Raw genomic sequence first — 23050 nt, 5'->3', positions numbered from 1 at the left:
CGGTGAGGGAAAAGCGCATCGAAACGGGGCGGCGATTTCAATCATTATAAATGCCGGGGGGCAGAGGATCCAACCATGAGACTCCCCCCCTCCACCCTCCTCATCCTCCTATTCCTCCTCGCATGCCCCGCCGCCGCCGGGATCGCCGATCCGGCTGATGTGGCGGCGTTCTTCGACGGGGCCGTCCCGGCGGGCATGGCCGAATACAACATACCCGGTGCGTCGCTCGTCGTGGTGGACGACGGGGAGATCGTCCATGCTCGGGGCTACGGCTACGCCGACATCACCTCGAAAACGCTCGTAGACCCCGAAGAGACGCTCGTGCACGTGGGTTCGATCACCAAACTCTTCACCTGGACCGCCGTGATGCAGCAGGTGGAGGCGGGGGCGATCGACCTGGACGAGGACGTCAACACCTACCTGAAGGATTTCTCGATCCCTGAGACCTATCCGGGGCACCCGGTGACAATGCGGCACCTGATGACCCATTCGGCCGGTTTCGAGGAGGAGGAGGTCCACTTCGCCGTGGGGGACGCCGCCGACCTCTACCCCTTCCGCACCTACTGCCGGGAGAACATACCGGCACTCGTCTATCCGCCCGGCACCGTCACCTCTTACTCAAATTACGGCACGACACTTGCGGCGGTGGTCCTGGAGGACGTCACCGGCATCCCGTACGAGCAGTACGTGGAGGAGCGGATCCTCGCCCCGCTCGGCATGACCGACACCATCCTCTCCTATCCCAGATCCCCGGAATCGGAGAACGCCACCGCCTCCGGCTACCACTATCTCGGCGGGAAGAACATCGCCGTCCCGGACACCCTCTTCGTCATCGGTCCGGCCGGGACGATCGCATCCACGGCGACCGATATGGCGGCATTCCTCTCGGCCCACATGGAGAACGGTTCGGCGGTCCTGGGGGCGGACACCGCCCGCCTGATGCACGCCGCGGCGTTCTCCAACGACCCCCGCGTGAGCGCCATGTGCCTCGGCTTCTACGAGAACCATATCAACGGCGAGCGGATCATCGTCCACGGCGGGGACACCGACACCTTCCACTCCCTGCTGGCGATCATCCCGGAGAGAAAGGCGGGGTTCTTCGTCTCCTACAACAGCGCCGGCGGGAACAATGCGAGAAACGACCTCCTGATGGCATTCGTGGACCGCTTCTGGCCGGATGACGGGGTGGAGGAGGAGAAGAGCACCGTCACGACCCCGGTCCGGCACTATGCCGGCACCTACCAATCGACCCGGCACAATTACCGCTCCTTTGAGTTCTACCTCTCCCCCCCCGAGCAGATGGCGGTCGTCGCCGGGGATGAGGGGACGGTGCTGATGGAGCGCGGCGGAGCGGCGCCCGTGGTATACGTCCAGGTCGAACCGGGCGTGTTTAGGCGGGCGGACGGGACGGAGACCTATGCCGGCGACCTGGTCTTCCGGGAGGGCGAGAGCGGCGATGTGGAGTTCCTCTGTCTCGAAAACGTCCCGATCATGGCCTTCGAACAGGTGCCCCCCTATGCCACGTATCCCTTCACCGATGGCGTGAAATATGCGGCCACCGCCCTGCTGCTGACGGCCCTGCTCTGGCCCCTTGCGGCGGTCGTCCGCCGATTCCGCGGCGACGGTGGGGAGGGGGAAACGCCCCTGCCGTCTTGCGCCCGGGCGGTCGCCGGCAGCGCCGCCATTCTCTTCCTGCTCTTCACATACCTCCTCCTGCCGGCGGCGGCGGGCGACCCGGCCCTGGTCCAGGCCTATATGTGGGAGCGGACGACGCCAGTCGCCCTCGCCGCGGCGCTTGCGGTGCCGGTCGTCGCCGTCCTCCTCTCGGCCGCCGCCGCCCTGTTCCTGGTCCCGGCCTGGAAAAACGGCTGGTGGACGCTCAGGCAGCGGGCGCACTACACCCTGGTCGTGATCGGGCTGCTGATGATGGCCTGGTGGGCGAACTTCTGGAACCTCTTCCTGTTCAGGGTATAGGGGCGGCGGGTTCCAGCAGGGCGGCGGCCTCCGCCACCCCGGTCAGCCCGCGCTGGAGGAAGACGATCCCGAGCACCGCCTCCACGAGCGTCCCCTTGACGTGGGCGGTGTCCCCCTTCGGCACCGGCGGGTCGAAGTGGATCCGGTGCTCGTACAGCCCCCAGCGGTCGCAGAGACGCCCCATATTCGCATTGCTCTCGTAGTGCTTCCGCCGCTCAGAGAGGCCAGCGGCATCGGCCAGGTGCGGGCTCCAGATCGCCGGCAGCACCCCGATCTTCAATGCAGCGTCCCCGATCCAGGCCAGCACCTCGGCCGCATCAGGGAGGTGCGCCATGGCGTCAAGGTCTGCCGGGGAGAGGGCACACCCCCCCTCCCGGAAATGGACGGCGATCTCAGAGAAGAGGTTCCGCGTCGAGGGCTGGAAAAACGCCAGAACAAACATCTCTTTTCGCTCGATCGAAAACCCGAGGTCCCGCTCCACGACGGGGCAGACCGCCGTGCCGATCGCATCCATGCCCCGCAGCACGGCATCGACCGCCCCGTGCCAGCGCAGCAGGAGATCGCGCTCCCGCCCGTCGTCCAGGGCGTCCGCCTTCTCTGCGAGGCCCCCCCTGAGCAGGGCGAGGTTCCCCTCCACCCCCACCTCATGCCAGACCAGGCTCCGGTGCATGCCCCCCCTTCGGCGGGGGAGGCAATAGGGGTTCCGGCCAGATCCATGAAAATATATTTATATTTGCGGCGCCATAGGGGCGTTGCCTCAGGGGGGACGTGACCGGATCTGCTGCCGGTGGCGATAAGATCAACGGTTGAAACGGCTGAAAACCGTGAAGATCGACAGAGATATCGTCATAACGGGGCCGAACAGATGTCCACTGAAAACAGGCCCGAAGAGACCGGACCCACAGGTCTTCTACGGCACAGGAACTGTGGGTGACAAAGACGGTCGATTCACGGGTGCCGGCCTGTTTTCACAGGGCACGATGCCGTGGGGGTCCTGTCCGATGATCAAAACGGCTGACGATCATCAGGCAGAGAGGGCGTATCACGGGGCCGACCAGTAAGATCGGAAAACCCGCCTGGGGCAGGGGTTTTCCCGACACCTTCGTAGCCCTTTTTTTTTATTCGTGTATCATGATGAGCAGCATCTTGAAGCGTTCCGGCGCCTGCAGGGCGTGCGGGACGCCGGCCGGCATGATGATCATCCCGCCCGCCGACGGTGATATCCGCCGTCCCCTCCAGCACCTGCAGGATGGCGTCATAGGGTGCGGTGTGCTCGGAAAGCCCCTGCCCGGCATCAAAGGCGAAGGCCGTGATCGTCCCGGCCCGTTTCGTCACCAGGGCCCGGGAGACGACCGCACCCTCCTGATACTCCACCAGGGAGAGGGGATCGATCACCCGCTCCATGAGCCTCTCCTCAGATCCCGAGGGCATTCCGCCTCCCCTCGATGTGGGCGAGCACGCCGTCGGCCGCCGCCGCCGGATCGCCCTCCAGGGCGAGCACGCCGCCGGTGATCTCACGCAGGTCAGCGGTGAGGAGGCGGACCAGCCCCGGCGCCCCGGTCACGGTGGGCACCGGGTTCACATAGGTGTAGAGCCCCAGGGCCAGGGCGAAGATGGCGTCGATCGTCGCCTTCTGCTCCATATACTCCGGGGCCACCGCCGCCACCGGGAGGTCGGGCACCGCCACGCCCCCCAGGGCCTTGCCGATGGCGGCCAGCAGGTCGGCGCATCGTCCGGTGTCGGTGCAGGTGCCAAACGAGAGCACCGGCGGGATGCCGAGGGCGGTGGCGACCTTCTTCAGCCCCGGACCGGCGCGGCCCGCCGCATCGGGGGTGCAGAGCCCGGCCACCTGCATGGCGGCATTGCCGCAGCCCATCGAGAGCACCAGGACATCGCGGGCGATCAGCTCGGAGGCCACGGCCACCGAGTGGACGTCCTGCCCGGAATCCCGGAGGCTGGTGCAGGAGACCAGCCCGGCCACCCCGCGGATCGATCCGTCCTTGATCGCATCCAGCAGGGGCTCGAGACCGCCGCCGAGGGCCGCCGCGATGCTCTCCGGCGAGAACCCGACCACCGCCTGGCGCGTGGGCAGACCGCGGACCGGCGTCACCGTCCCATGGCGCCGCCGGAAGTTCTCGATCCCCATCTCGAGCAGGGCCGCCGCCGTCTCTCGCGCCCGCGCCGGGTCGTAGTCCATATGCTCGGTGCCGCCGTCCAGCCCGACGAGTTCGGAGACGGCCACGATCCGGAAGCCGAAGCGTTCGGCATAGACGGGGTCGAGGGGGAGCGAACAGTTCATATCGGCCACGAAGACGTCCACGGCGCCGGTGGCGAGCACCGCCTCCTGCATGATCCAGTTGCCGGTGTAGCCCCAGAAGACGTCGTCCATGTCCAGGCGCTGCACCATCTCCTGCCCGGTCTCGATATTGGCGATCACCCGCAGCCCCTTCGCCCCGGCCTCGACGGCCCGCTCCTGCCACTCGGGCATGCGGGCCAGGTCCACCAGGGCAAAACCCAGGAAGGGTTCGTGGCCGTTCGGGAGGACGTTCACGTAGTCAGGGTCGAGCACCCCCAGGTCCACCCGCATCCAGTGCGGCGCCGGCGTCCCGAAGAGGGCGTCCTGCAGGTATTCCAGCACGATCTGGCTCTGGTAGGCCGTCGCCACCGAGAGACGAAGCGCCTTTTTCGCCAGGCTCACGTAGTCGCCGTCCACGTTGGTGAGGCAGGAGGAGGTGGCCCGCATCATCTCGCCGTAGACCCCGCCCGGAAAGATCCCGAGGTTCCGCCAGACCGTCTTCCGCTCGGCCGGGGCGAGAAAATCGACGATACGGCTCTCTTCATGGCTTTTCCGCGCAAAATCGTTCTCGACGAAGGTGCAAAGCCTTAGACTGAGCTCGTCGATCGGAGTCCCGGTGTCCAGCCCCAGGCGCCCGGCAAACCCCTTCAGCTTCTCGGGATCGCTCACCCGGAAGGGCGAGGTGCCCAGCGCCGTCTCCCGCAGGGTGCGGACCGCGGCCTCGCAGTGGTAGTGATAGGTCGAGGCCCCCATCACATTCCGCAGCAGCATCATCCGCATCGCCATGCCGTCGGCCGAGATGCCGCAGACGCCCCGTTTGTCCGTCTCCGCATCGGCCCTGCACGGCCCGTTGGAACAGAAATCGCATCGCATCCCGCCGGTGCAGAACCGGCACCGCCGGTCGGGGTCGTTGCCGATCCCCTGCGCCTCATACCGGTCCCAGACATTGGAAATCCCCATCTCGTGGAGTTTTTCGTACATCGACCGCACCGATTCATGGTAGGATACCCGCCGCTCTTCCATCACGTCCTCCCCCGCATCCCCATATGGGCCGAATCGCTTAAATCTGTCGTGCCCCGACCACCGGCACAGAGGAGATCGTCGGCCTGCCCGTCATCACCTGTATCCTCCACCGGCCCATCAGAAAGATGATCGACGGCTGAAAGAGGCGCTGATGGCAGAAAAAAGGATCGAAAAACCCTTCCTGGCTGAAAACGCCATATTTTTATAGGGTCCGGTACTATCACCCCTCTGGTGAACCAGATGTCAGGCGATGAAATGATCCGTGCGACGGCCGGCGAGCTGCGCAACTTCATCAACGCAAAGGCGATCATCGGCGACCCCCTCGACCTCGGCGACAAGGTGGTGTTCTCGATCGCCAGCTTCGGTTTCGGGTTCGGTGCCGGGTCCGGCAGCGGCAAGCAGGGTGAGGGAGAGGGCGGAGGCGGGGGTGCCGGTGGAGGCGTCCACCCGGTGGCCCTCCTGGTCGTGCACAAGGACGTGCGGGGGCCCGAGGGGGTCCAGATCTACTCACTCCAGAAGAAGGGGCAGCTGTCCGAGGTGATCGAGACCATCGGCGAGAGTCTCCCGGCCACCGTGGAGCGGATCGCGGGCAAGGTGATCGAGATGAAAAAGACCTGCGCCGAAGAGGAGTGTGTCGAGGCCCCGGAAGAGAGCGGGGAGTAACACGCTGACATGGGCGGCGGCGACCTGCCTGTACTCCTTTTTTTTCTCGCGCTCCTAGCGCTGTCTCTGTACGCCCTGCTGCTCGTCCCCTTCGAGGTCCGCTTCTCCGGATCCTTTGACGCCGGTGAATGGCGGGGGTCCTGCCGTTTCTGCTGGGCGGTGCTCTCCCTGAGGCTGTTGATGGAGGAGGGCGCCCTCAGTGCCGGGGTCGCCCTGGGGCGGCGGGTGCTCTTCTCAGTCCCGATCAGCGGCGAGGAGGAGGAAGCCGTGGAGGAAGAAGAAACGGCAGAACCGGAAGAGGAAGAAGGGGCCGGGATCGCCCCCGGCGAGGCGCTCGCCGCCGCGCGTGCGGTGCTGCCCGGTTTCCTGGACCTGCTCGGCTACCTCCTCGCCCGCTGCCGGATCGGGTGTGGGCGGGTCTGGTTCAGGGCCGGACTGGACGACCCCGCCGATACCGGCACGCTCTACGGGATGGTGCAGGCGGCAAACGGTGCATTGTGGGCGACGCCCTTCTCGGTGGCGATGGACCCCCTCTTCAACGGCGGCGAGGTCGCCGGGCGGGCGGATGGGGCGCTGCTGGTCGAGCGTCCGCTGAGCGTGCTCGTGGCGGCGGCGTTCTTCGCTCTCTCGGCGCCGGTGCGCACCGCCGTCTGGCCGCTGGTCCGGGGTGAAGGATGAAAGAGGAGCAGGGCGTCGAGGTCGGCCAGGCCCGCCTGGCGGCAGGGAGGGCGGTCGTGCCGATCGTTCGCACATATTCGGCCACCGTCGGGAAAGGAGGGTTTTTCCGGGCCGAACCGGTCGGGATCCTGGTCGCCGGGGAGGGGTGGGCGGTGCTGCTCTCCAGAGAGGGGGCGGAGGTGCCCGACGACGTGGTGGACGTTGCGGCGCACCGGGCGAGGCAGGCGCTGGAGCGTTAACCCCCTTCCTTCTCCCACCAGATATGGGCGAAGCGGGAGCGCTCCCGCATCACCAGGTCCCCGTCCTCTTCATTCAGCCATTCTTCAAGCGCCGCCGTCAGCACCCCGACCTGCCGCTCGTCTTTCGCCGAATAACGGGGGGCATAATAGGCAAGGGCGTCCTCCATCCCGGAAAAACGCCGTTCTTCGGTGAAACGGTGCACAGTCAGGTTCGGATAGCGCTCCATCTCCCAGAGCAGGTTGAAGACCACCTCGGCCTTCGGCACCGGACGATAGGGGGCGGCATGGAGGGCAGGCCAGAGGGCGAGATACTGCCGCTCCCATGCCGGCGTGCCCGCATGCCAGAAGATGTGCACCGATCCTGAGGCCACCTCCTCCATCTTGAGAAGAGCGGCGGCGAGGTCGGGCATGGCCAGGGAAAACGAGGCGACCACGATATCGTAGGGGGGGGCGAGGTCGCGGAGGGGATCGAGGTCCTCAAAGCGTTTCTCGACGACCCCGATGTTCCGGAGGCCAGCCGCCGCCACCCGTTCCCTGAGCACCGCCGCCATCCCCCCGGACGGTTCGACGGCATCGACCCTATCCACCAGCCGGGCGATCGGGAGGGTGAGGGTGCCGCGGCCCGCACCGATATCGAGCACCGCATCCCCCGCCCGCAGGGGGAGGGCGGAAAGACTCAGGTCCACGCGTTCGCTCATCCGCTCGCTGCCGTCATACCGGCGGGCGGCCCCCCTCCCCTTCCAGAGGGTGTCGGGCCCGGCAAACCCGCTGCTCGCACGGTGGCGCTCCAGCGCCGTCCGCCACACCGCCGCCCAGTCGATCCGGCCATCCATGGGAGTATGTCGGCCTCCAATGAGAAAAAACCCCGTCGCCCCCGCCTCAACCGACGGGAGGGGCACAATCCCTATATGCACCTATCGACAATGGATCGCTGGTGAAAACGTCCATGGACAAAACAGGCATCGCAATGATCGTCGTCGGGCTGGTGCTTGCGGCCCTCGGCATCTTCGGCATCTCGCTGCTCGCCCCCGAGGTGATCGCATTCCTCATCGGCGTCATCGAACTCGTTGTGGTCCTCATCGGCCTCGGGCTGATCGTGATCGGGGCGATCATGGCGCAGGAGTGAGGGGGGGAAGGGCCTTCGAACCTGAACATACACCCTTTTTTCGTATTCCATGAGAGGGGGAGCGTGGTGACGGAAGGGTCCGCCCCTCCCGACATCTCCCGAAACGAGCGGTTATAAAAAAAGGTCTGGAGCCTATTCCTCGTTCTGCTGCGCCCGTTTCCAGGAATACCAGATGACCCCGGCGATCACCGCAATCACCGCCACGATCAGGGCGATCATGCCGAGAGGGAGGGACTCCTCGTTCTCGGAGGGTGAGGACGCCGTCGAACCGATTGAGATCTCGGTCGTGCTCCGGTAAAGGTTCCCGTTCTCGTCCTTGAACTCGATGACCAGCGGGACGGTGGTGGTGTTCTCGGCGGTGAAGGTGACCTCGAAGTTCGAGAGGTCGTCCGGGTCCAGGGAGGCAACCGGATACAGCCGGTTCGGCTCCACCGGGACGCCGGGTGCCCCGACACTGATCACCACGGCCTTCGCCACCTCAAGACCGGTATTGGTGACGTCGCCGCTCACCCGGTAGATCCCGCCCTCACGGACCACCTCGATCCCGGAAACCACGATCTCCGCCCGTTTTTTATTGTCGGTGAAGACGATTGGAAGGCTCGCCGCCATGCTCCGCTGGTTCTTGCCGTTCCGGTAATGAACGGTCATCACCAGATCGGTCTCCTGGTGCGGGGTGATGTTGAAGGTCACCTCGGACTTCTGGTCTGGGGCCAGGGCACCGATAAACGCACTCGTCGGCACCGACTCGATCCCGGCGCCCGAGGGCACGACGGTGACCCCGTTGATCTCGCCGGTGCGGGGGTTGCTCACCGTCACCCGCACCGTCTCCTTCTTGCCTTCAGTGAAGGAGTCCGGACGGTCCACGACCGCCAGCCGCGGCTCGGTCTCCTCCACCTTCACGGTCACCGGGTAGCGGAGGGACCCGGCGTCCCTGAAGTCAATGACGAAGATGGGATAATAGATGCCGTCGCCGGCGTCCGCCTCAACCGTAAACGTGAACGAGACCTGGTTCCCGGGGCCGATGGAGCCGAAGGTGCGGTAGGGATCGTCCAGAATCAGGATATTCGAGTCCGTATACATCCTGGCGCTCCGCAGGGGAACGCTCTCGTCTGCGGTGTTTTTCACTGTCACCGTCACCGTCGCCACATCGTCCGGCATCAGCACGGCCGGATCGACGGTAAAACCTGTCACCGTCACGCGGGCGGCGTTCTCCTCCGGGGTGGCCGCCGAGACCGCCCCGGCGAGCAGCAGCAGGAGCACCGCACAGAACAGCAGGGACCGCTTCATCTACACAACTCCAAGGGTGATGATCTGGTAGATGATATATATGGCCACCGGCACACCGACGCTGATGGCGGCGTTCTTCAGGCTGAGGTGACGGGCGTACTTCACGCCATAGACCCAGATGTTGGCGCTCCAGAGCAGGAAGACGATGCTGATCAGCACCGCCGCCATCATCATCGGCGAATGGGTGATCGACTCCTGGAGGGCGGTCACGGCCGCGGGATCGTTGAAGTCGATCTGCGGCAGGGCGAAGGAGGAGGCGAACTGGATGGTCAGGGCAAGACTCATCAGCGATCCCAGGATCTCCGGCACATAGCCGTAGCCGGTCGCCTCGATCGTCTTTTTCAGGTCGCCGCTCCCGCCGAGCACCGACGACACCCCATAGAACAGGACAGCGATCACGACCCAGACGATGAGGGAAAAGACCACCGCCCCCACCGCCGCAACAATGGCCGCAACCCCCATGATCCCCTGGACCTCTGGCGGAAAGGCCGGGGCGATGAGATTTGTCGTCATATAGGCGCCGATCCCGCCGATGATGCCGGTGATCAGCACAATCAGGGCGGGGACCTTCAGTTCGGGCGGTCTGTCCGCCCGCTTCCTGAAGAAGGCATCCGGGTTGAGGGCGACCTCGATAATCGGGTGAGTCATGGAGATCGATTCTGCGCCCCACCGTATATATATGATGGACGCTCAGTCCTCGAGGGCGAGCAGCACCGCTTTTCTGAAGAGGATCTCCGGGACGACGCAGCCGAACGGCGCATCGGGATCAAATGCCAGGTCAGGACGCCCGAGTTCCTCCATCCTGGACGGCCCCGAACAGTAGCGCTCCGCCCCACCGGCGATGGCGATCAGGTCGTCGAGGGGCAGGTCGTTGAAAAAGATCCCGGCGCCATTCCCCGCCTCCTCCACCCGCACCTCCGTCTCGACCCCGCCCTCCCGGAGCAGGGGGAGGATCTCCTTGAGCAGTTCGGGGAGGGATCGGTCGGTGTCCGAGGAGCGGTAGGGGCAGGGAGCGTTTTTGCTCCGCCGCCAGAGCACCACGAACCGCTCCTTCATTCTTGTCCCTCCCCGGGCTCTTCTGTCATGGGGAGGGGTCGTTCGCCGGCCATATCAATGATCCCTCAGTGCTTCCTGAGGAACTCCCGCACCTTCTCCGACTCGATCCAGCCGATATCGAGTCTGGTGATGATCGCATCGATGATCCGGGTCTGCTCCATGATCCGGTCCGCCTGCTCCTTATCACAGTAGAGGTCGGCCACGCCCACGATAACGGCCAGAGGGTTTCTGATCTCGTCGCCCAGGGCGGCGAACTGCTCGATGTTCCGGTCGATCTGGTCGAAGGCCTCTGAGCGCATATGTTCGATCTGTTTGCGCTCGGTGATTTCACGCCCCACGCCCTGGAACCCGGTCACCACGCCGTCCACATACACCGGGGCGGAGTTGATCTCCAGGTATATCATGGTGCCGTCCTTCTTGCGGAAGAGCACCTCCAGCCCTTCGATGCTCTTTCCGGCGGCGGCTGCGGCAATGGCGGCGGCGCAGCGCTCATGGTCCACCGGATCGACCGTCTTCGTGAAGGGCACGCCCATGCACTCCTCCGGTGCATACCCGCTCACCCGGAGGAGCGAGGGAGAGAGATAGGTGAAGCGGCCCTGCAGGTCCATCGCGAAGATGATGTCGAAGGTGCGTTCGGCGATCAGCCTGAACTTCTCCTCACTCCGCCGCAGCGCCCGTTCGCCCCGTTTCCGGATCCGGATCGTACAGAGCAGAAAGATGACGGCGATTACCAGCACGGCGATCGCCGAGACGCCCGCGATCAGCACGCCCCGATCGATCTCCACCGATCCAGGCGGGCGGTTGACCACCGCCGCACCCTCGGGGAGGGGCGCCTTTTCAAGACTGTAGCGGCCGAGCTGGAAATAGTCATAGACATACTCGCCCTGCAGGTCGGTGATCACCGGGATGGAGGACGGGTCCTCGCCCTTCATGATCCGGAGGGCCATCCCGGCGGCCGTCCGTCCCTGACTCTCTCCGGAGATGAGTTTTCCGCCGACGATGCCGTGGCCCAGATAGACGTCCCAGACGCCGTAGACCGGCACCGGGGAGGCAGAGGAGATCGCTGCGGCGGCGTCCTCATATTCATAATACTCTCCGTCGGCGCCGCGATAGAAGGTCATCAGCAGTACGATCGAGTCCGGCGGGAGGGTACGGACCTCCTCCCGCACCTCTCCGAGGGTTCCGTCCGTGGAATGGACAAAGGTGAGGCGACCGGCATACTCCTCCGAGAGGCTCTCGATGATCTGCCGGTTGGAGAGGCCGGTGGCGGTGGCGTCGTTCACCACATACACCGTATCGATATCGGGCTCCAGGGTGAGGGCGCCGTCGATGGTGCCGCCGACGTCGTAGGCCTCGACAATGCCGGTGCAGTTCTCCCAGCCCTCGCGGTAGGCGTCCTCATAATAGTTCAGGCCGCAGAAGACCACCGGCGTCCCGGGGAACAGGGTGTCGTGGTGCTCCCGCAGGAAGTGGAAGGCGTACTCGTCTGAGCAGATGATGGTGTCGAAGGTGAGGTTGGCATATTTGAGCCCCAAAATAGCGGCGGTGCGGTCCGCATAATCAGACTGCCCGAGCCGCGGGGTGTCCATGTACTCGACATAGAGGTCGATATCCCCCTGGCCGGAGGTGAGCACGGAGCGGACACCGTCGGTGACATCGTCGGGCCAATCGAGCCCCTCATGATAGGAGTGGAGGAGGAGGACCGTGCCGTCCTCTGCCGCCGATACCGGGAGAACGGCGCAGAGGGTGAAAAAGAAGAGGATCAGGAGGGCCATCAGGGTGTCCCGACCGCATATGCCCTTCTGATTCATGGTAAATCACCTGCTCTTCCAGAGCCGGATCCGTCGTGCTGCCTCTTTGAGGGAGGGGAGGGAGGCGGCATAGGAGAGGCGCATCCATCCGGGGGCGTTGAAAGCGCTGCCCGGCGTCGCCGCCACATGGGCCGAATGGAGCCATTCCTCCGCCACCGCCATGTCGTCGCCCTCGACCTGTACGAACACATAGAAGGCGCCGTCCGGCGGGGCGACCGTCATGTCCATGGCGCCGAACTCGTCGAGCATATACCTGCGGCGGTCGGCGAACTCGCGCCGCATCGCCTCCACGCAGGACTGGTCACCGGTGAGGGCCGCAACACCGCCCCACATCACAAAGGTCGGCGGATGGGAGACCGAATGCTGCTGCACCTTTGCCATCTGCCGCAGGATCGGCAGTGGGGCGACCGCCCAGCCGAGACGCCACCCGGTCATTGCATAGGCCTTGGAGAAACCGTTGACGGTGATCGTGCGCTCGGCCATGCCGTCGAGGGAGGCCAGAGAGATGTGCTCCTTCTCGTAGATGAGTTTCTCGTAGATCTCGTCCGAGAGGGCGATGAGGTCGTAGTCCTGGCAGAGATCGGCCACGAGGCGCAACGACTGCCGGGAGAGCACCGTGCCGGTCGGGTTGGACGGGGTGTTCACCACGATCATCCGGGTCCGCGGCCCCACCCGCTCCAGGATGGCGTCGTCGATCTGGAAGGAGGGGGAGCGCAGAGGGTGGTGCACCGCCCGCCCGCCGGCCATCTGGATGCAGGGCTCATAACTCACCCAGGAGGGGTCGGGGAGGACCACTTCGTCGCCGGGGTTCAGGCAGGCCTGCATCGCCTGGAAGATGGCGTCCTTCGCCCCGCAGGTGGCGATTACGTTGGCCGCTTCGCAGGGAATGCCGTTCCCGGTCCGAGATTTCTCGGCGATGGCGGTCAGGAGTTCAGGGATCCCGTTCGAAGGAGCGTAATGGGTCTCACCGCGAGCGAGGGCGTCGCAGCAGGCCGCCACGATATGCTCGGGTGTCGCAAAGTCGGGTTCGCCGATGGAGAGGGAGATCACGTCGATCCCCTCCCGTCTCATCCGTTTTGCGGCATCCGATATCTGGATGGTCGCCGAGGGGGCGACCGCACCCACCTTCTCTGAGAGGGCCCTCATTCCAATCTCTGAATCATCTTGACGGCCGATTCAACGGCACGCTTGGCGTAATCCATCCGCTCGGTGGCCTCCATCCGGGTCATGCCCGGCCCGGAGATGCCGAGGGCGACGGGTTTATTGTACTCCAGGGAGAGGTCGATGATCTTGCGGGCGGCGTGCTGGACGACGATCTCGTCGTGCTGGGTCGCCCCCTCAATGACGCAGCCGATAGTGACGACGGCGTCGATATCGCCCTTTGTGAGCAGTTTTTTGATTGCAAGGGGCATGTCGTAGGCGCCGGGGACATAGATGGTCTCGGTCACCTCGGCACCCAGGAATTGGGCGTGCTCCCGTCCTTCGATCTCCATCATATAGGTGATATCGCGGTTGAACTCCGCGACCACAAAGCCGATCTTGATTGCCATGGGTCTCTCCTGTTTGATCGTGTGAGTATCCTTTGATTATTCTGTCGGTTTACTGCCGGGCAGGGCCGGCGTCCTCGAAGCCCTGCCGCTGCCCGCTGCCCGCCTGTCTGACGAGCACCTGGGGGCGGAGGACGAGATTAACGGCGTTGACGGCGTGCTCCCGCGTCCGCTGTTCGGCCAGCCAGGCGAGTTCGGCGTCGTCCTTCGCCTCGTCCTCGTGGACGAAGACCTCGATGATGTGCCGGTTGGTCATGAGCTGGGCGAGCATGAGCCCCTGCGAGGCCTCGTGGGCGCAGAGTTTGTCCTTCTCCTTGCCGCCCGGCATGCCCAGGGCGATGACGATCTCGCAGCCCCGTTCCTCGATGAGTTTCTTGCAGGCGACCGGGAGGTCCTTGAAGCCGGGGACGGTTGTACGCTCGATCGCCACGCTCGCCTGACGCTTCAGTTCGTCGATGGCGATCGCCCCCATGTTCACGCGGGCGAAGGTGGTGTCGGCCACCCCGACCTTCATGCGTCGAGCACCCCGGCAGCGGCCTCCACGCCGTCGCCAACGTCTTTTGCGCCGGCCGTGCGGAGGGCGTGCTGGACGGCGGCCAGTGTGGCCAGAATCTCCGGGGCGGAGACCGCACCCATCGAGCCGATCCGGAAGATATTGCCCTTGAGGTGGTCCTGACCGCCGGCGATCTCGATCCCCATCCGCTTCACCGTGCCCCGGAGGGCGCTGTCGGTGACGCCCTCAGGCATCCGCACCGCCGTGACGGTGTTGGAGTAGGCGTGGACGGCGTCGAGCGTCGGGAAGAGGTCGAGCCCCCATGCCGATACAGCGGCGCGGACCGCTGATGACATGCGGCGGTGGCGGGCGATCCTGGCGGCCATGCCCTCCTCACGGATAATGGCGAGCGATTCGGCCAGGCCAAGGAAGAGGGGGACCGCCGGGGTGTAGGGGGTCTCCATCGGGCTCTTCGAGCCGCTCTTCCGGTAGGCGGCGAGGTCGAGGTAGAAGGGGCGATCCTCAACGATCCGCTCCCAGGCCCGCTCAGAGACGGCGACGGCCGCCAATCCCGAGGGGGCGGCCAGGCACTTCTGCGATCCCACGATCGCCACGTCCACGCCCCAGTCATCGGCGAGCACCTCATCGCCGCCGACCGAGGTGACGCCGTCCATGACGAAGAGGGCGTCGTGCTTGCGGGCGAGGGCCCCGACCTCCTTCGCCGGGTTGAGTATGCCGGCCGAAGTCTCGTTGTGGACCATCGTCACCATCTCCGCACCGTTCTCCAGGGATTCAGCGACGGCATCCAGGTCGATCGGCGTGCCCCATTCGGACTCGATCGCCGTCGCATCGCCGTAACGCTGAGCAATTTTGAGGAGTCGGTCGCCGAACTTACCGTTGACGGGGGAGGCGATCTTTTTGCCCCGGCCGAAATTGGCGACCGCCGCCTCCATCCCGGCCGTACCCGAGCCCGAGATGATATAGACCTCGTTTTCTGTGCCGAAGCAGTCCTTCAGCACGTCCACACTCGCTTCATAGGCGGCGCCGAACTCAGGGCCGCGATGGTTGATCGCCTGCCGCATCATCGCCTGCCGCACCCGTTCGGGCACCGGCACCGGACCCGGCAGCATCAGGAGTCGTTCGTTTTCCATACAGATCAGCGTGTACTGGTTTACCGTCCGGGGCAATGTAGGTTTTCATGGGGGACACACGGTGCGGAGACAACGGGGGCGATATTTCCCCTCAATACCCCAGATACACCCCGCTCCGGAGCCCGACCTCGACCACATGGATGATCAGCACCCTCCCCCGGACAGAAGATCTAATCCGCCGGGACCGCACAATCACATACGATTCGCCATGCCCGATGTTGCCATCATCACAGGCTCGGCCTCGGATGCCGTCATCGCCGAAAAAGCCGTAAAAGTGCTCGAAGAATACGGGATATCCCATGATATGCAGGTGATCTCGGCCCACCGCGATCCTGACCGCCTCGACGACTACATCGCCTCCTCAGACGCCCGCATCTTCATCTGCATCGCCGGGATGGCTGCCGCCCTGCCGGGGGTCGTAGCCTCGAAGACGAAACGACCCGTGATCGGGGTGCCGGTCTCCGGCACACTCATGGGGGGCCTCGACGCCCTCCTCTCCATCGTCCAGATGCCAAGAGGCGTGCCGGTCGCCTGCGTGGCCGTGGACGGCGGGGAGAACGCCGCCCATCTCGCCGCAAGGATTCTTGGGGTTGTCTGAAGGGGGGGTGTTCTCCTCCCGGATCAGCGGTGACGGGGGGGTGCAGGAAGAACACCGGAGGGGGAGGACCGCCCCGGACAAACACCGGGATAAAGGAGTCATTCGAGAATACACGCCACCTCCCCTTCCATCGATACCCTCAATTCCGGCCCTATCCCATTGACGGGGGTGGGTCAGGGAGGGGTCCGCTCCTCCCGGTCAGGGGTGGATTATTTTTCCCGAACTGCACTGGACGGGGGGTTCCACCCCCCACTCCCCCCGATCAATACGATAGGGACGGAGATGGCTATCGAAGTGGTCCTGAGATGAGGAACTCGTCCAGTGCACCGATCCCACTCCCAATCGTATTGACAGTGGGGGATTCAAGAAGGGTCTCCCCTCCCGGCCGAAGCGCTCAGGAGAGATCAGCACTCGCTCCCGCCATTCAACCCACAAAAAAACCAGAAATTGGGGGAATCCCCCCTCCTATTCCTTCTGTTCGTCCAGGATATCCCGGACCATCTTGACGGCGCAGAGATCGCCGCACATCGAGCAGGTCTCCAGATCGCCGTCCCGCTCGTGGATCCGGCGGGCGTGCTCCCCGAACATCGCCGCCGTGAACTGCTCGTCCCAGTTCAGGCGGCGGCGGGCCTGCGCCATTTTCAGGTCGGCACCGGTATGGGCGCCCTCGCCCAGACGGACGATATCAGCGGCATGGGCGGCGACGCGGGCCACCCTGGTGCCCTCGACGATGTCGTCCTCGTCCGGGAGGGCCAGGTGCTCGGCCGGCGAGACCATGCAGAGGAAATCGGCGCCGTTCATCGCCGCCACCGCCCCGCCGATCGCCGCCGCCACATGGTCGTAGCCCGCTGCGATATCGGTCACCAGGGGGCCAAGGAGGTAGAGGGGCGCCCCGTCGCAGATCTCCTTCATCATCTGCACATTATAGCCGACCTGGTCGAGGGGCATATGGCCCGGCCCCTCGATGAGGCGCTGAACCCCGGCCGAGAGCGCCCGTCTCGCCAGCACCCCCAGGGTGACGTATTCGGTCGCCTTCGCCAGGCGCTCGGCGTCATAGATGCAGCCGGGCCGCATGCCGTCGCCCAGGGAGATGACCACGTCGTTCTCACTCAGGATCTCGAGGAGATAATCGTACTCCGCATACAGCGGGTTCTCCTCGCCGGTGGCGGCCATCATTGCCACATGGAACGCACCGCCCCGGGAGACCACCCCCATGATCCTGGGGTCGAGCCTGAGCGATGCCAGCGCCTCCTGGTTCACCCCGCAATGGAGGGTGAGGAAGTCCACGCCCTGCCGGCAGTGCTCCCGGATCACCCGGAAGAGCAGGTCGGCGTCCACATCGGCGGCGTTTCCGGCCCGCCGCACCGCCTCGTAGATCGGCACCGTCCCCACCGTGGTGTCCAGGCTCAGGATCGCCTTCCTGATCGCCACAAGATCGCCCCCGGTCGAGAGGTCCATCAGGGCGTCGGCGCCGTTCGCCAGGGCCGCCGCCGCCTTCCTCATCTCCAGCGCCGGGTCGCACCGCTCCCCCGAGGTGCCGACGTTCACGTTCACCTTGATCCGGCACCCCTCCCCGATGGCGGAGAGGCGATGCGGGCGGCGGGGATTGGCGGCGATGGTGATCCGCCCCCTCGTCACGGCTCTGGCCGCCTGCCGTGGCGACAACCCCTCGTCCCTCGCCACCGCCTCCACCTCGGGAGGGACGCCGCTGAGGGACTCCTTGATCAGGGTCTGCATAACACACATCTGTCGGGAGTCCTTATATCTCTGCATGCCAGTCGTGTGGTTGCCGGGAGAGGGGTATTATGCGAACAGTTACATCCACAACGGGGTGCTCATCGACGCCGGGGTGACGCCGATGGCCCTCGCCCCCCATGCCGACCGGATCGAGCGGATCGTGCTCACCCATACGCACTACGACCACATCGCCTTCCTGCGGGAGATCGCCGATCTCACCGGGGCGGAGATCTGTGTCCACGCCCTCGATGCCGGGGGGCTCTCCGGCGACGCCGTCAGCCTGGCCCGGGTCTTCGGGGGCAGGGCGCCGATGGTCCCGCCTGGCCGCCTCCTGGACGGGGGGGAGGAGATCAACGGCATGACGGTGATCCACACCCCGGGCCACACGCCGGGCGGGATCTCGCTCTGGGACGCCGACGAACGAGCGCTCTTCTCCGGCGACACCGTCTTCACCGGGGGCTCCTTCGGGCGCTGCGACTTCCCCGGCGGCGATGCGGCGGCGCTCGCCGCCTCGATCGGGCGCCTGAGCGAACTCGAGGTGGAGGCGCTCTACCCGGGCCACGGCGAACCGGTGCGATCGGGCGGCACCCGCCACATCGCGGCGGCGGCATACGCCCTTCGGGGCATGCGATGAAAGGGATCTACTGCCTGATCCTCCAGAACCGGGCCTGCGACCTGGAGGTCGGGCGCCTGGGCACCGTCGCCTTCAGGGAGGGCTGGCACCTCTATGTGGGCTCCGCCCTGGGCCCCGGCGGCCTCCCCGCCCGCGTCGGGAGGCACGCCCGTTGCGCCGCCGCACGGGACCGCCCGCCGCGATGGCACATCGACAGACTCCTCCTCTCCCCCGCATTCCGGCTTTGCGGCGCCGTCTGTGGTCAGACCGAAGAACGGCTGGAGTGCCGGCTTGCCCGCACCATCGGGGGGGACGCCGTCCCCGGCTTCGGGTGCACGGACTGCACCTGCGGATCGCACCTGTTCTATCGCACCAAAGAGCCTTTTGAGGAAGTGGAGGCTGCTTTCAGGAAAATCGGCATCATTGCCCTCACCAGAAAGACCAATAAGGGGGAGAGTAATCTCAATGTATGAAGGTCCTCGGCATATCAGGGAGCATGCGAAAGGACGGCAACACCGCACAGCTGATCCGATACATCCTGGCGAAGGTGCAGGTGGAGGGCATCGAGACCGAGTTCGTCTCGCTTGCCGATAAGGATATCAAGCCATGCACCGGGTGTGAACGCTGCAAAGAAACAAAATGGTGCGTGATCGAGGGTGACGACTGGGGCGACATCGCCAACCGGATGCTCGAGGCAGAAGTCGTCGTCATCGGATCGCCGACCTACTATTATGACATCAACGGCCAGCTGAAGAACCTCATCGACCGCACCTACTCCTTCTACCACGACCGCAAACTCGCCGGCAGGAACGCCGTCGCCGTCACCGTCTGTGCCGACCGCGGCTGCGAGCGTTCGCTCGAGACGATCGAGGGCTTCCTCAACACCCACCAGTACTCCTATCTCGGCCATGTCTGCGGCAAGGCCTACATGCCCGGCGAGATCATGACCGACGAACGGGCGGTGAAAAAGGCCAACGCCGTCGCCGCAAAGATCATCAACCTCCTCCAGCCCCACGACTGAGGGGGGGTTCTGCAGGTGTCGGGTACAGAAGAGATCCCCATCCCTCTCCGGGAGCGGGAGGCGGCGGGCTATGTCATCCCCCTCGGCCCGGCCAACCTGGTGTTTGCAAAGACCGAGAACGGTCTGCTCGGCTGCGGGGCGTTTGATGTGGACGCACTCGAACGTTTCGGCTATCCGGCGGCCCGGATCCGCCCGAGTGGTGAATCCGTCCGGGACATCGACGACCTCCTCAACGGCACGGTGGCAGCGGCCAATGCCCCGGCCAGAGCGCGCGGCATCACCCCAGGCATGAGCGGGGCAGAGGCCCTGGAGCGCCTCTGAACCTCCCCTCCCCGCCCTTTCTGTTAGTTGGCGTCAATACCTCCCTATCCTCCATAATCTGTACGATAAGTGCAAAAAAACAATGTAAAGCCATTAGCCGGAACGAAAAAATCCCACAATCATTAAATAAAATACTTATCTGATGGCAATCAGACTTTATTCAACCAACCACCCCCGGAGGTCTGTCCATATCCCCGACCAGGATCACACCCCTCATCTGCATCCTTCTGTTTCTTTCCATTCTCTCTCCGGTCGCCGCAGCAGACTCCGTGCTCATCCTCTCCTCATACAACCAGGGATTTGAGTGGACCGACGACGTGATCGACGGGGCGCTCTCGGTGCTCCCCCCCGACGCCGATACCGACGTCCATATCGAGTACATGGACACCAAACGCGCCTCCGGCGAGGACTACTTCGATCATCTCCTGGAGGTCTACCGGATCAAGTACCGCAGCGACCCGCCGGACGTGATCATCGCCGACGAGGAGGACGCCTACCGGTTCCTGGTCGAGCACCGGGACGACCTCTTCCCGGGGGCGCCGGTCGTGGTCACCGGGCTGAACTGGCGCCCTGACCGTACGGAGCCTGGGTATCCGGGCTTCACCGGCGTCATGGAGGACTACGAGATCATGCGGACCATCGACCTGGCCCTCGACCTCCACCCGGGGACCGAGCACCTGGTCATCGTCAACGACAACATCTCCATGGCCGGAAAAGAAAACGACCTCCTCCTGAAGGATATCATCCCCCACTACCAGAACTGGATCGGGATCACCGAGATCAAAGAGCGCAGTCTCCAGGACCTCGGCACCGCCCTGGAAAAGATACCGGAGAACAGCGTCGTCCTCCTCCTCACCTACAACACCGACGCCGACGGACGGGTGTTCACCTATGACGAGACCGCCGCCCTGGTCACCGCCATGACCGACGCCCCGGTCTATGGCGTCTGGGACTTCTATGTCGGCGACGGCATCGTCGGCGGATGGATGACACGGGGGTGCGACCAGGGGATGACCGGCGGGGAGATGGCCCGGGCGATCCTGGACGGCACCCCGGTGGAGGAGATCCCGGCGGTGGTGGCGACCCCGCAGCAGGCGATCTTCGACTACCGCCAGCTCCTGCGCTTCGATATCCCGGAATCGGCCCTGCCACCGGAGAGCACCGTGCTGTATCGCCCCGACACCACCATCGAGGTGCCGGTCCAGACGCTTGCGGTGGGCGGGTTCATGGGGCTCGTGCTGATCGGTCTGCTCGCCACGCTGGTGCTGACAAACCGGCAATTGAAGGGGGCCGAACAACGGGCTCGGGTCAATGAGGAACGCCTCACCATGGCACTCGAAGCCTCGAAAGACGGCATCTGGGAATGGAACCTCCAGGACAACACCACCTATTTCAGCCCGACCTATTACCGCATGCTCGGCTACGAACCCGGTGAATTTCCCTCCTCCTTCACCACATGGGAGGCCATGATCCACCCCGACGACCTGGACCAGACCATATCCAGACTGCGGTCCGCCCTGGAGCCCGAGGGCCCCCCCTACAAGACCGAGTTCAGACTGCATACCAAAGAAGGGGGCTGGCGATGGGTGCTCGGACGGGGACAGGTCATGGAGTGGCAGGACGGCACCCCCCTCCGCATGGTCGGTACCCACGTCGATATCACCGAGCGGAAGAGGACCGAACTGGAGCTGGATATCTACCGCCAGCACCTCGAGGACCTGGTGGGCGATCGGACGGCCGAACTGGACCGGACGATCGCCGACCTGCAGACCGAGGTGCGGGAGCGGACGGCGGCAGAGGAACGGCTTGCCGCTGAGACAGAGCGCCTCAGCGTCACCCTGCGCTCGATCGGCGACGGCGTGATCACCACCGACACCGCCGGCAATATCCTGCTCATCAACCGTGCCGCCGAGGTGATCACCGGATGGAGCGATGCGGAGGCCCGCGGGAAGGCCCTCTCAGAGGTGCTGCGGATCTTCGATGAGAAAAGCCGGACGCCGGTCGCCGACCCGGTGCGCAAAGTGATGCTGGAGAATGCGATCGTCGAGATCCCGGACGACACCGTGCTCATCAGGCGGGACGGCACCGAACGGCTGATTGCCGACTCGGCAGCGCCGGTGCGGGGCAGCGACAGCCGGATCCTGGGGGTGGTGATCGTGTTCAGGGACGTCACCGGTGCCCGCCATGCCGAGGAGGAGCGGATCCGGAACCAGAAACTCGAGTCGGTCGGGCTGCTTGCCGGCGGAATCGCCCACGACTTCAACAACTTCCTGATGGCCGTGCTCGGGAACCTCCAGATCGCCATGGACGGCGTGGACCCGGAGGAGGAACGGTTCGGATACCTCAGGGAGGCCGAGTCGGCACTCTTCAGGGCGCGGGACCTGACGACCCAGCTCCTCACCTTTGCCCGTGGCGGGGCGCCGGTGCGCCAGTCCAGGAGGCTCGAAGAGATGATCCGGGAGACGGCCACCTTCACGCTCCGTGGCTCGCACACACGCGCCTCCTGTGAGATCGACGAGAACCTCTGGCCGGTGGACGTGGACATCGGGCAGATCTCGCAGGTGGTCCAGAACCTGGTGCTCAACGCCTCCCAGGCGATGCCGGACGGCGGGACGGTCACCATCAGGGCACGCAACCGGGATCTGACCGATGAGGTGCCCGACCTGCCGGCAGGGCGCTATGTGGCCGTTGAGGTGATCGATACCGGCGTCGGGATCGCTTCCCAGAACCTGCAGCGGATCTTCGATCCCTACTTCACCACCAGACCGGACGGCCGCGGTCTGGGACTCTCCAGCTGCCTCTCCATCGTCAGAAAACATGACGGCACCATCGAGGTCTCCTCAACACCGGGAGAGGGCACGACCTTCACGGTCTATCTCCCTGCAACAGAGAAACCACCCATCATCGAGGAGAGCGAGATCGACGATCTGGCGATGACGGAGCGCGGGCGGGTGCTGGTCATGGACGACGAGCACCATATCAGGGACGTGATCACCGTCATGCTCGAAAAACGCGGCTTCTCGGTCGACGCCGTGCCGGATGGGGAGACTGCAATCACGGCATATCAGCGGGCGATAGCCGAAGGGAAGCCATACAACTCCGTAATCCTGGACCTGACGGTGCCGGGCGGGATGGGCGGCCGCGAGGCGATCTTCCGCCTGAAGGAGCTGGATCCGTCGGTGCGGGCGATCGTATCGAGCGGGTATTCCCAGGACCCGGTGATGGCGGAGTACGAGGCATTCGGGTTTGCCGCCGCCATCCAGAAACCCTTCAGGATGAGTGACCTGGTCGCCACCCTGGACCGCCTGGCACAAAACGGGCAAAAATGAAATTTTTTCTCATTTAAGAAATTTTTATTTCTACATTTTTCAATAAAAAGTATTATTAGCATCTCGAAGAGTGATAATAGATATATA

Annotated in this window: 24 protein-coding genes; 11 read left to right on the top strand and 13 right to left on the bottom strand. The window is 64.8% G+C overall.

From position 1 onward, the window contains the following. The first annotated feature begins 75 nt into the window (after positions 1–75). Complete coding sequence (locus tag CUJ86_RS02175) at positions 76–1974, top strand: serine hydrolase domain-containing protein (protein ID WP_130645917.1); 1899 nt, start codon at positions 76–78, stop codon at positions 1972–1974. Here CUJ86_RS02175 and CUJ86_RS02170 read toward each other — a convergent pair. The 3 genes from CUJ86_RS02170 to cooS form a co-directional block, all read right to left on the bottom strand. Beyond that, complete coding sequence (locus CUJ86_RS02170; RefSeq protein ID WP_130645916.1) at positions 1964–2644, bottom strand: ribonuclease III domain-containing protein; 681 nt, start codon at positions 2642–2644, stop codon at positions 1964–1966. The two genes, CUJ86_RS02175 and CUJ86_RS02170, sit on opposite strands and share 11 nt — an antisense overlap. 335 nt (positions 2645–2979) lie before the next feature. Further along, a complete protein-coding gene (locus tag CUJ86_RS02160) occupies positions 2980–3405 on the bottom strand; it encodes a cupin domain-containing protein (protein ID WP_328590927.1) in 426 nt (141 codons plus the stop codon). Beyond that, positions 3389–5293, bottom strand: coding sequence for an anaerobic carbon-monoxide dehydrogenase catalytic subunit (cooS, locus tag CUJ86_RS02155; RefSeq protein ID WP_130645914.1), 1905 nt, complete (start codon positions 5291–5293; stop codon positions 3389–3391). Before cooS ends, CUJ86_RS02160 begins: the two co-directional genes overlap by 17 nt. 240 nt (positions 5294–5533) lie before the next feature. Here cooS and CUJ86_RS02150 point away from each other — a divergent pair, with 240 nt between their 5' ends. Genes CUJ86_RS02150 through CUJ86_RS02140 form a run of 3 tightly spaced genes read left to right on the top strand, consistent with a single transcriptional unit; the run spans position 5534 to position 6873 of the window. Continuing rightward, positions 5534–5956, top strand: a complete 423-nt coding sequence (locus CUJ86_RS02150) for a spore germination protein GerW family protein (protein ID WP_130645913.1) — start codon at positions 5534–5536, stop codon at positions 5954–5956. Positions 5957–5965: 9 nt separating this feature from the next. After that, positions 5966–6634 carry a DUF2953 domain-containing protein gene (locus tag CUJ86_RS02145; RefSeq protein ID WP_130645912.1) on the top strand — a complete coding sequence of 223 codons (669 nt, stop codon included), beginning with the start codon at positions 5966–5968 and terminating at the stop codon, positions 6632–6634. Continuing rightward, the gene (locus CUJ86_RS02140) at positions 6631–6873 is read left to right on the top strand and encodes a hypothetical protein (RefSeq protein WP_130645911.1); all 243 of its coding nucleotides are present in this window, start codon (positions 6631–6633) and stop codon (positions 6871–6873) included. Before CUJ86_RS02145 ends, CUJ86_RS02140 begins: the two co-directional genes overlap by 4 nt. Here the strand turns inward: CUJ86_RS02140 and CUJ86_RS02135 are convergent. Continuing rightward, the gene (locus CUJ86_RS02135; RefSeq protein WP_130645910.1) at positions 6870–7706 is read right to left on the bottom strand and encodes a class I SAM-dependent methyltransferase; all 837 of its coding nucleotides are present in this window, start codon (positions 7704–7706) and stop codon (positions 6870–6872) included. The genes CUJ86_RS02140 and CUJ86_RS02135 overlap by 4 nt on opposite strands. 113 nt (positions 7707–7819) lie before the next feature. On the opposite strand from CUJ86_RS02135, the gene CUJ86_RS02130 reads away from it, so the two are divergent. Then, on the top strand, positions 7820–7999 hold the full coding sequence (locus tag CUJ86_RS02130) for a hypothetical protein (RefSeq protein ID WP_130645909.1): 180 nt from the start codon (positions 7820–7822) through the stop codon (positions 7997–7999). A gap of 132 nt (positions 8000–8131) precedes the next feature. Here the strand turns inward: CUJ86_RS02130 and CUJ86_RS02125 are convergent, their stop codons facing one another. The 8 genes from CUJ86_RS02125 to CUJ86_RS02090 all read right to left on the bottom strand — a co-directional run bounded on the left by CUJ86_RS02125 (position 8132) and on the right by CUJ86_RS02090 (position 15344). Continuing rightward, positions 8132–9286 (bottom strand): COG1361 S-layer family protein, encoded by a 1155-nt coding sequence (locus CUJ86_RS02125; protein ID WP_130645908.1) that lies wholly within the window; start codon positions 9284–9286, stop codon positions 8132–8134. Next, positions 9287–9934: a Yip1 family protein gene (locus CUJ86_RS02120; protein ID WP_130645907.1), complete on the bottom strand. Its 648-nt coding sequence runs from the start codon at positions 9932–9934 to the stop codon at positions 9287–9289. Positions 9935–9976: 42 nt separating this feature from the next. Beyond that, on the bottom strand, positions 9977–10342 hold the full coding sequence (locus CUJ86_RS02115; RefSeq protein ID WP_130645906.1) for a hypothetical protein: 366 nt from the start codon (positions 10340–10342) through the stop codon (positions 9977–9979). A gap of 65 nt (positions 10343–10407) precedes the next feature. Next, complete coding sequence (locus tag CUJ86_RS02110; RefSeq protein WP_130645905.1) at positions 10408–12153, bottom strand: PAS domain S-box protein; 1746 nt, start codon at positions 12151–12153, stop codon at positions 10408–10410. A gap of 6 nt (positions 12154–12159) precedes the next feature. Then, entirely contained in the window at positions 12160–13299 is a 1140-nt protein-coding gene (locus tag CUJ86_RS02105; RefSeq protein ID WP_130645904.1) for a pyridoxal phosphate-dependent aminotransferase, read from the bottom strand. Continuing rightward, positions 13296–13703, bottom strand: coding sequence for a 6,7-dimethyl-8-ribityllumazine synthase (ribH, locus tag CUJ86_RS02100; protein ID WP_130645903.1), 408 nt, complete (start codon positions 13701–13703; stop codon positions 13296–13298). Before ribH ends, CUJ86_RS02105 begins: the two co-directional genes overlap by 4 nt. 49 nt (positions 13704–13752) lie before the next feature. After that, a complete protein-coding gene (gene ribC / locus CUJ86_RS02095; RefSeq protein WP_130645902.1) occupies positions 13753–14214 on the bottom strand; it encodes a riboflavin synthase in 462 nt (153 codons plus the stop codon). After that, positions 14211–15344: a pyridoxal-phosphate-dependent aminotransferase family protein gene (locus CUJ86_RS02090; protein WP_130645901.1), complete on the bottom strand. Its 1134-nt coding sequence runs from the start codon at positions 15342–15344 to the stop codon at positions 14211–14213. The genes ribC and CUJ86_RS02090 overlap by 4 nt, the downstream gene beginning before the upstream one ends. 208 nt (positions 15345–15552) lie before the next feature. Here CUJ86_RS02090 and purE point away from each other — a divergent pair, with 208 nt between their 5' ends. Continuing rightward, the gene (gene purE / locus CUJ86_RS02085; protein WP_130645900.1) at positions 15553–15942 is read left to right on the top strand and encodes a 5-(carboxyamino)imidazole ribonucleotide mutase; all 390 of its coding nucleotides are present in this window, start codon (positions 15553–15555) and stop codon (positions 15940–15942) included. 465 nt (positions 15943–16407) lie between these two features. Here the strand turns inward: purE and thiC are convergent, their stop codons facing one another. Next, complete coding sequence (gene thiC, locus CUJ86_RS02080) at positions 16408–17688, bottom strand: phosphomethylpyrimidine synthase ThiC (protein ID WP_130645899.1); 1281 nt, start codon at positions 17686–17688, stop codon at positions 16408–16410. Between the two features lie 25 nt (positions 17689–17713). Here thiC and CUJ86_RS02075 point away from each other — a divergent pair, with 25 nt between their 5' ends. From CUJ86_RS02075 to CUJ86_RS02055, 5 genes are all read left to right on the top strand, one after another. Beyond that, complete coding sequence (locus tag CUJ86_RS02075) at positions 17714–18313, top strand: MBL fold metallo-hydrolase (protein ID WP_130645898.1); 600 nt, start codon at positions 17714–17716, stop codon at positions 18311–18313. Further along, the gene (locus CUJ86_RS02070) at positions 18310–18765 is read left to right on the top strand and encodes a GIY-YIG nuclease family protein (protein ID WP_130645897.1); all 456 of its coding nucleotides are present in this window, start codon (positions 18310–18312) and stop codon (positions 18763–18765) included. The genes CUJ86_RS02075 and CUJ86_RS02070 overlap by 4 nt, the downstream gene beginning before the upstream one ends. Then, on the top strand, positions 18762–19313 hold the full coding sequence (locus CUJ86_RS02065; protein WP_130645896.1) for a flavodoxin family protein: 552 nt from the start codon (positions 18762–18764) through the stop codon (positions 19311–19313). Before CUJ86_RS02070 ends, CUJ86_RS02065 begins: the two co-directional genes overlap by 4 nt. Before the next feature lie 15 nt (positions 19314–19328). Next, positions 19329–19634: a YunC family protein gene (locus CUJ86_RS02060; RefSeq protein ID WP_165394735.1), complete on the top strand. Its 306-nt coding sequence runs from the start codon at positions 19329–19331 to the stop codon at positions 19632–19634. Positions 19635–19903: 269 nt separating this feature from the next. After that, complete coding sequence (locus CUJ86_RS02055; protein ID WP_130645895.1) at positions 19904–22963, top strand: ABC transporter substrate binding protein; 3060 nt, start codon at positions 19904–19906, stop codon at positions 22961–22963. Positions 22964–23050: the final 87 nt, after the last annotated feature.

This window comes from Methanofollis fontis (assembly GCF_004297185.1).
In the GTDB taxonomy this organism is placed as follows: domain Archaea; phylum Halobacteriota; class Methanomicrobia; order Methanomicrobiales; family Methanofollaceae; genus Methanofollis; species Methanofollis fontis.
The sequence above is the reverse complement of the archived record's forward strand: the minus strand, read 5'-3'. Positions and strand labels throughout refer to the sequence as shown.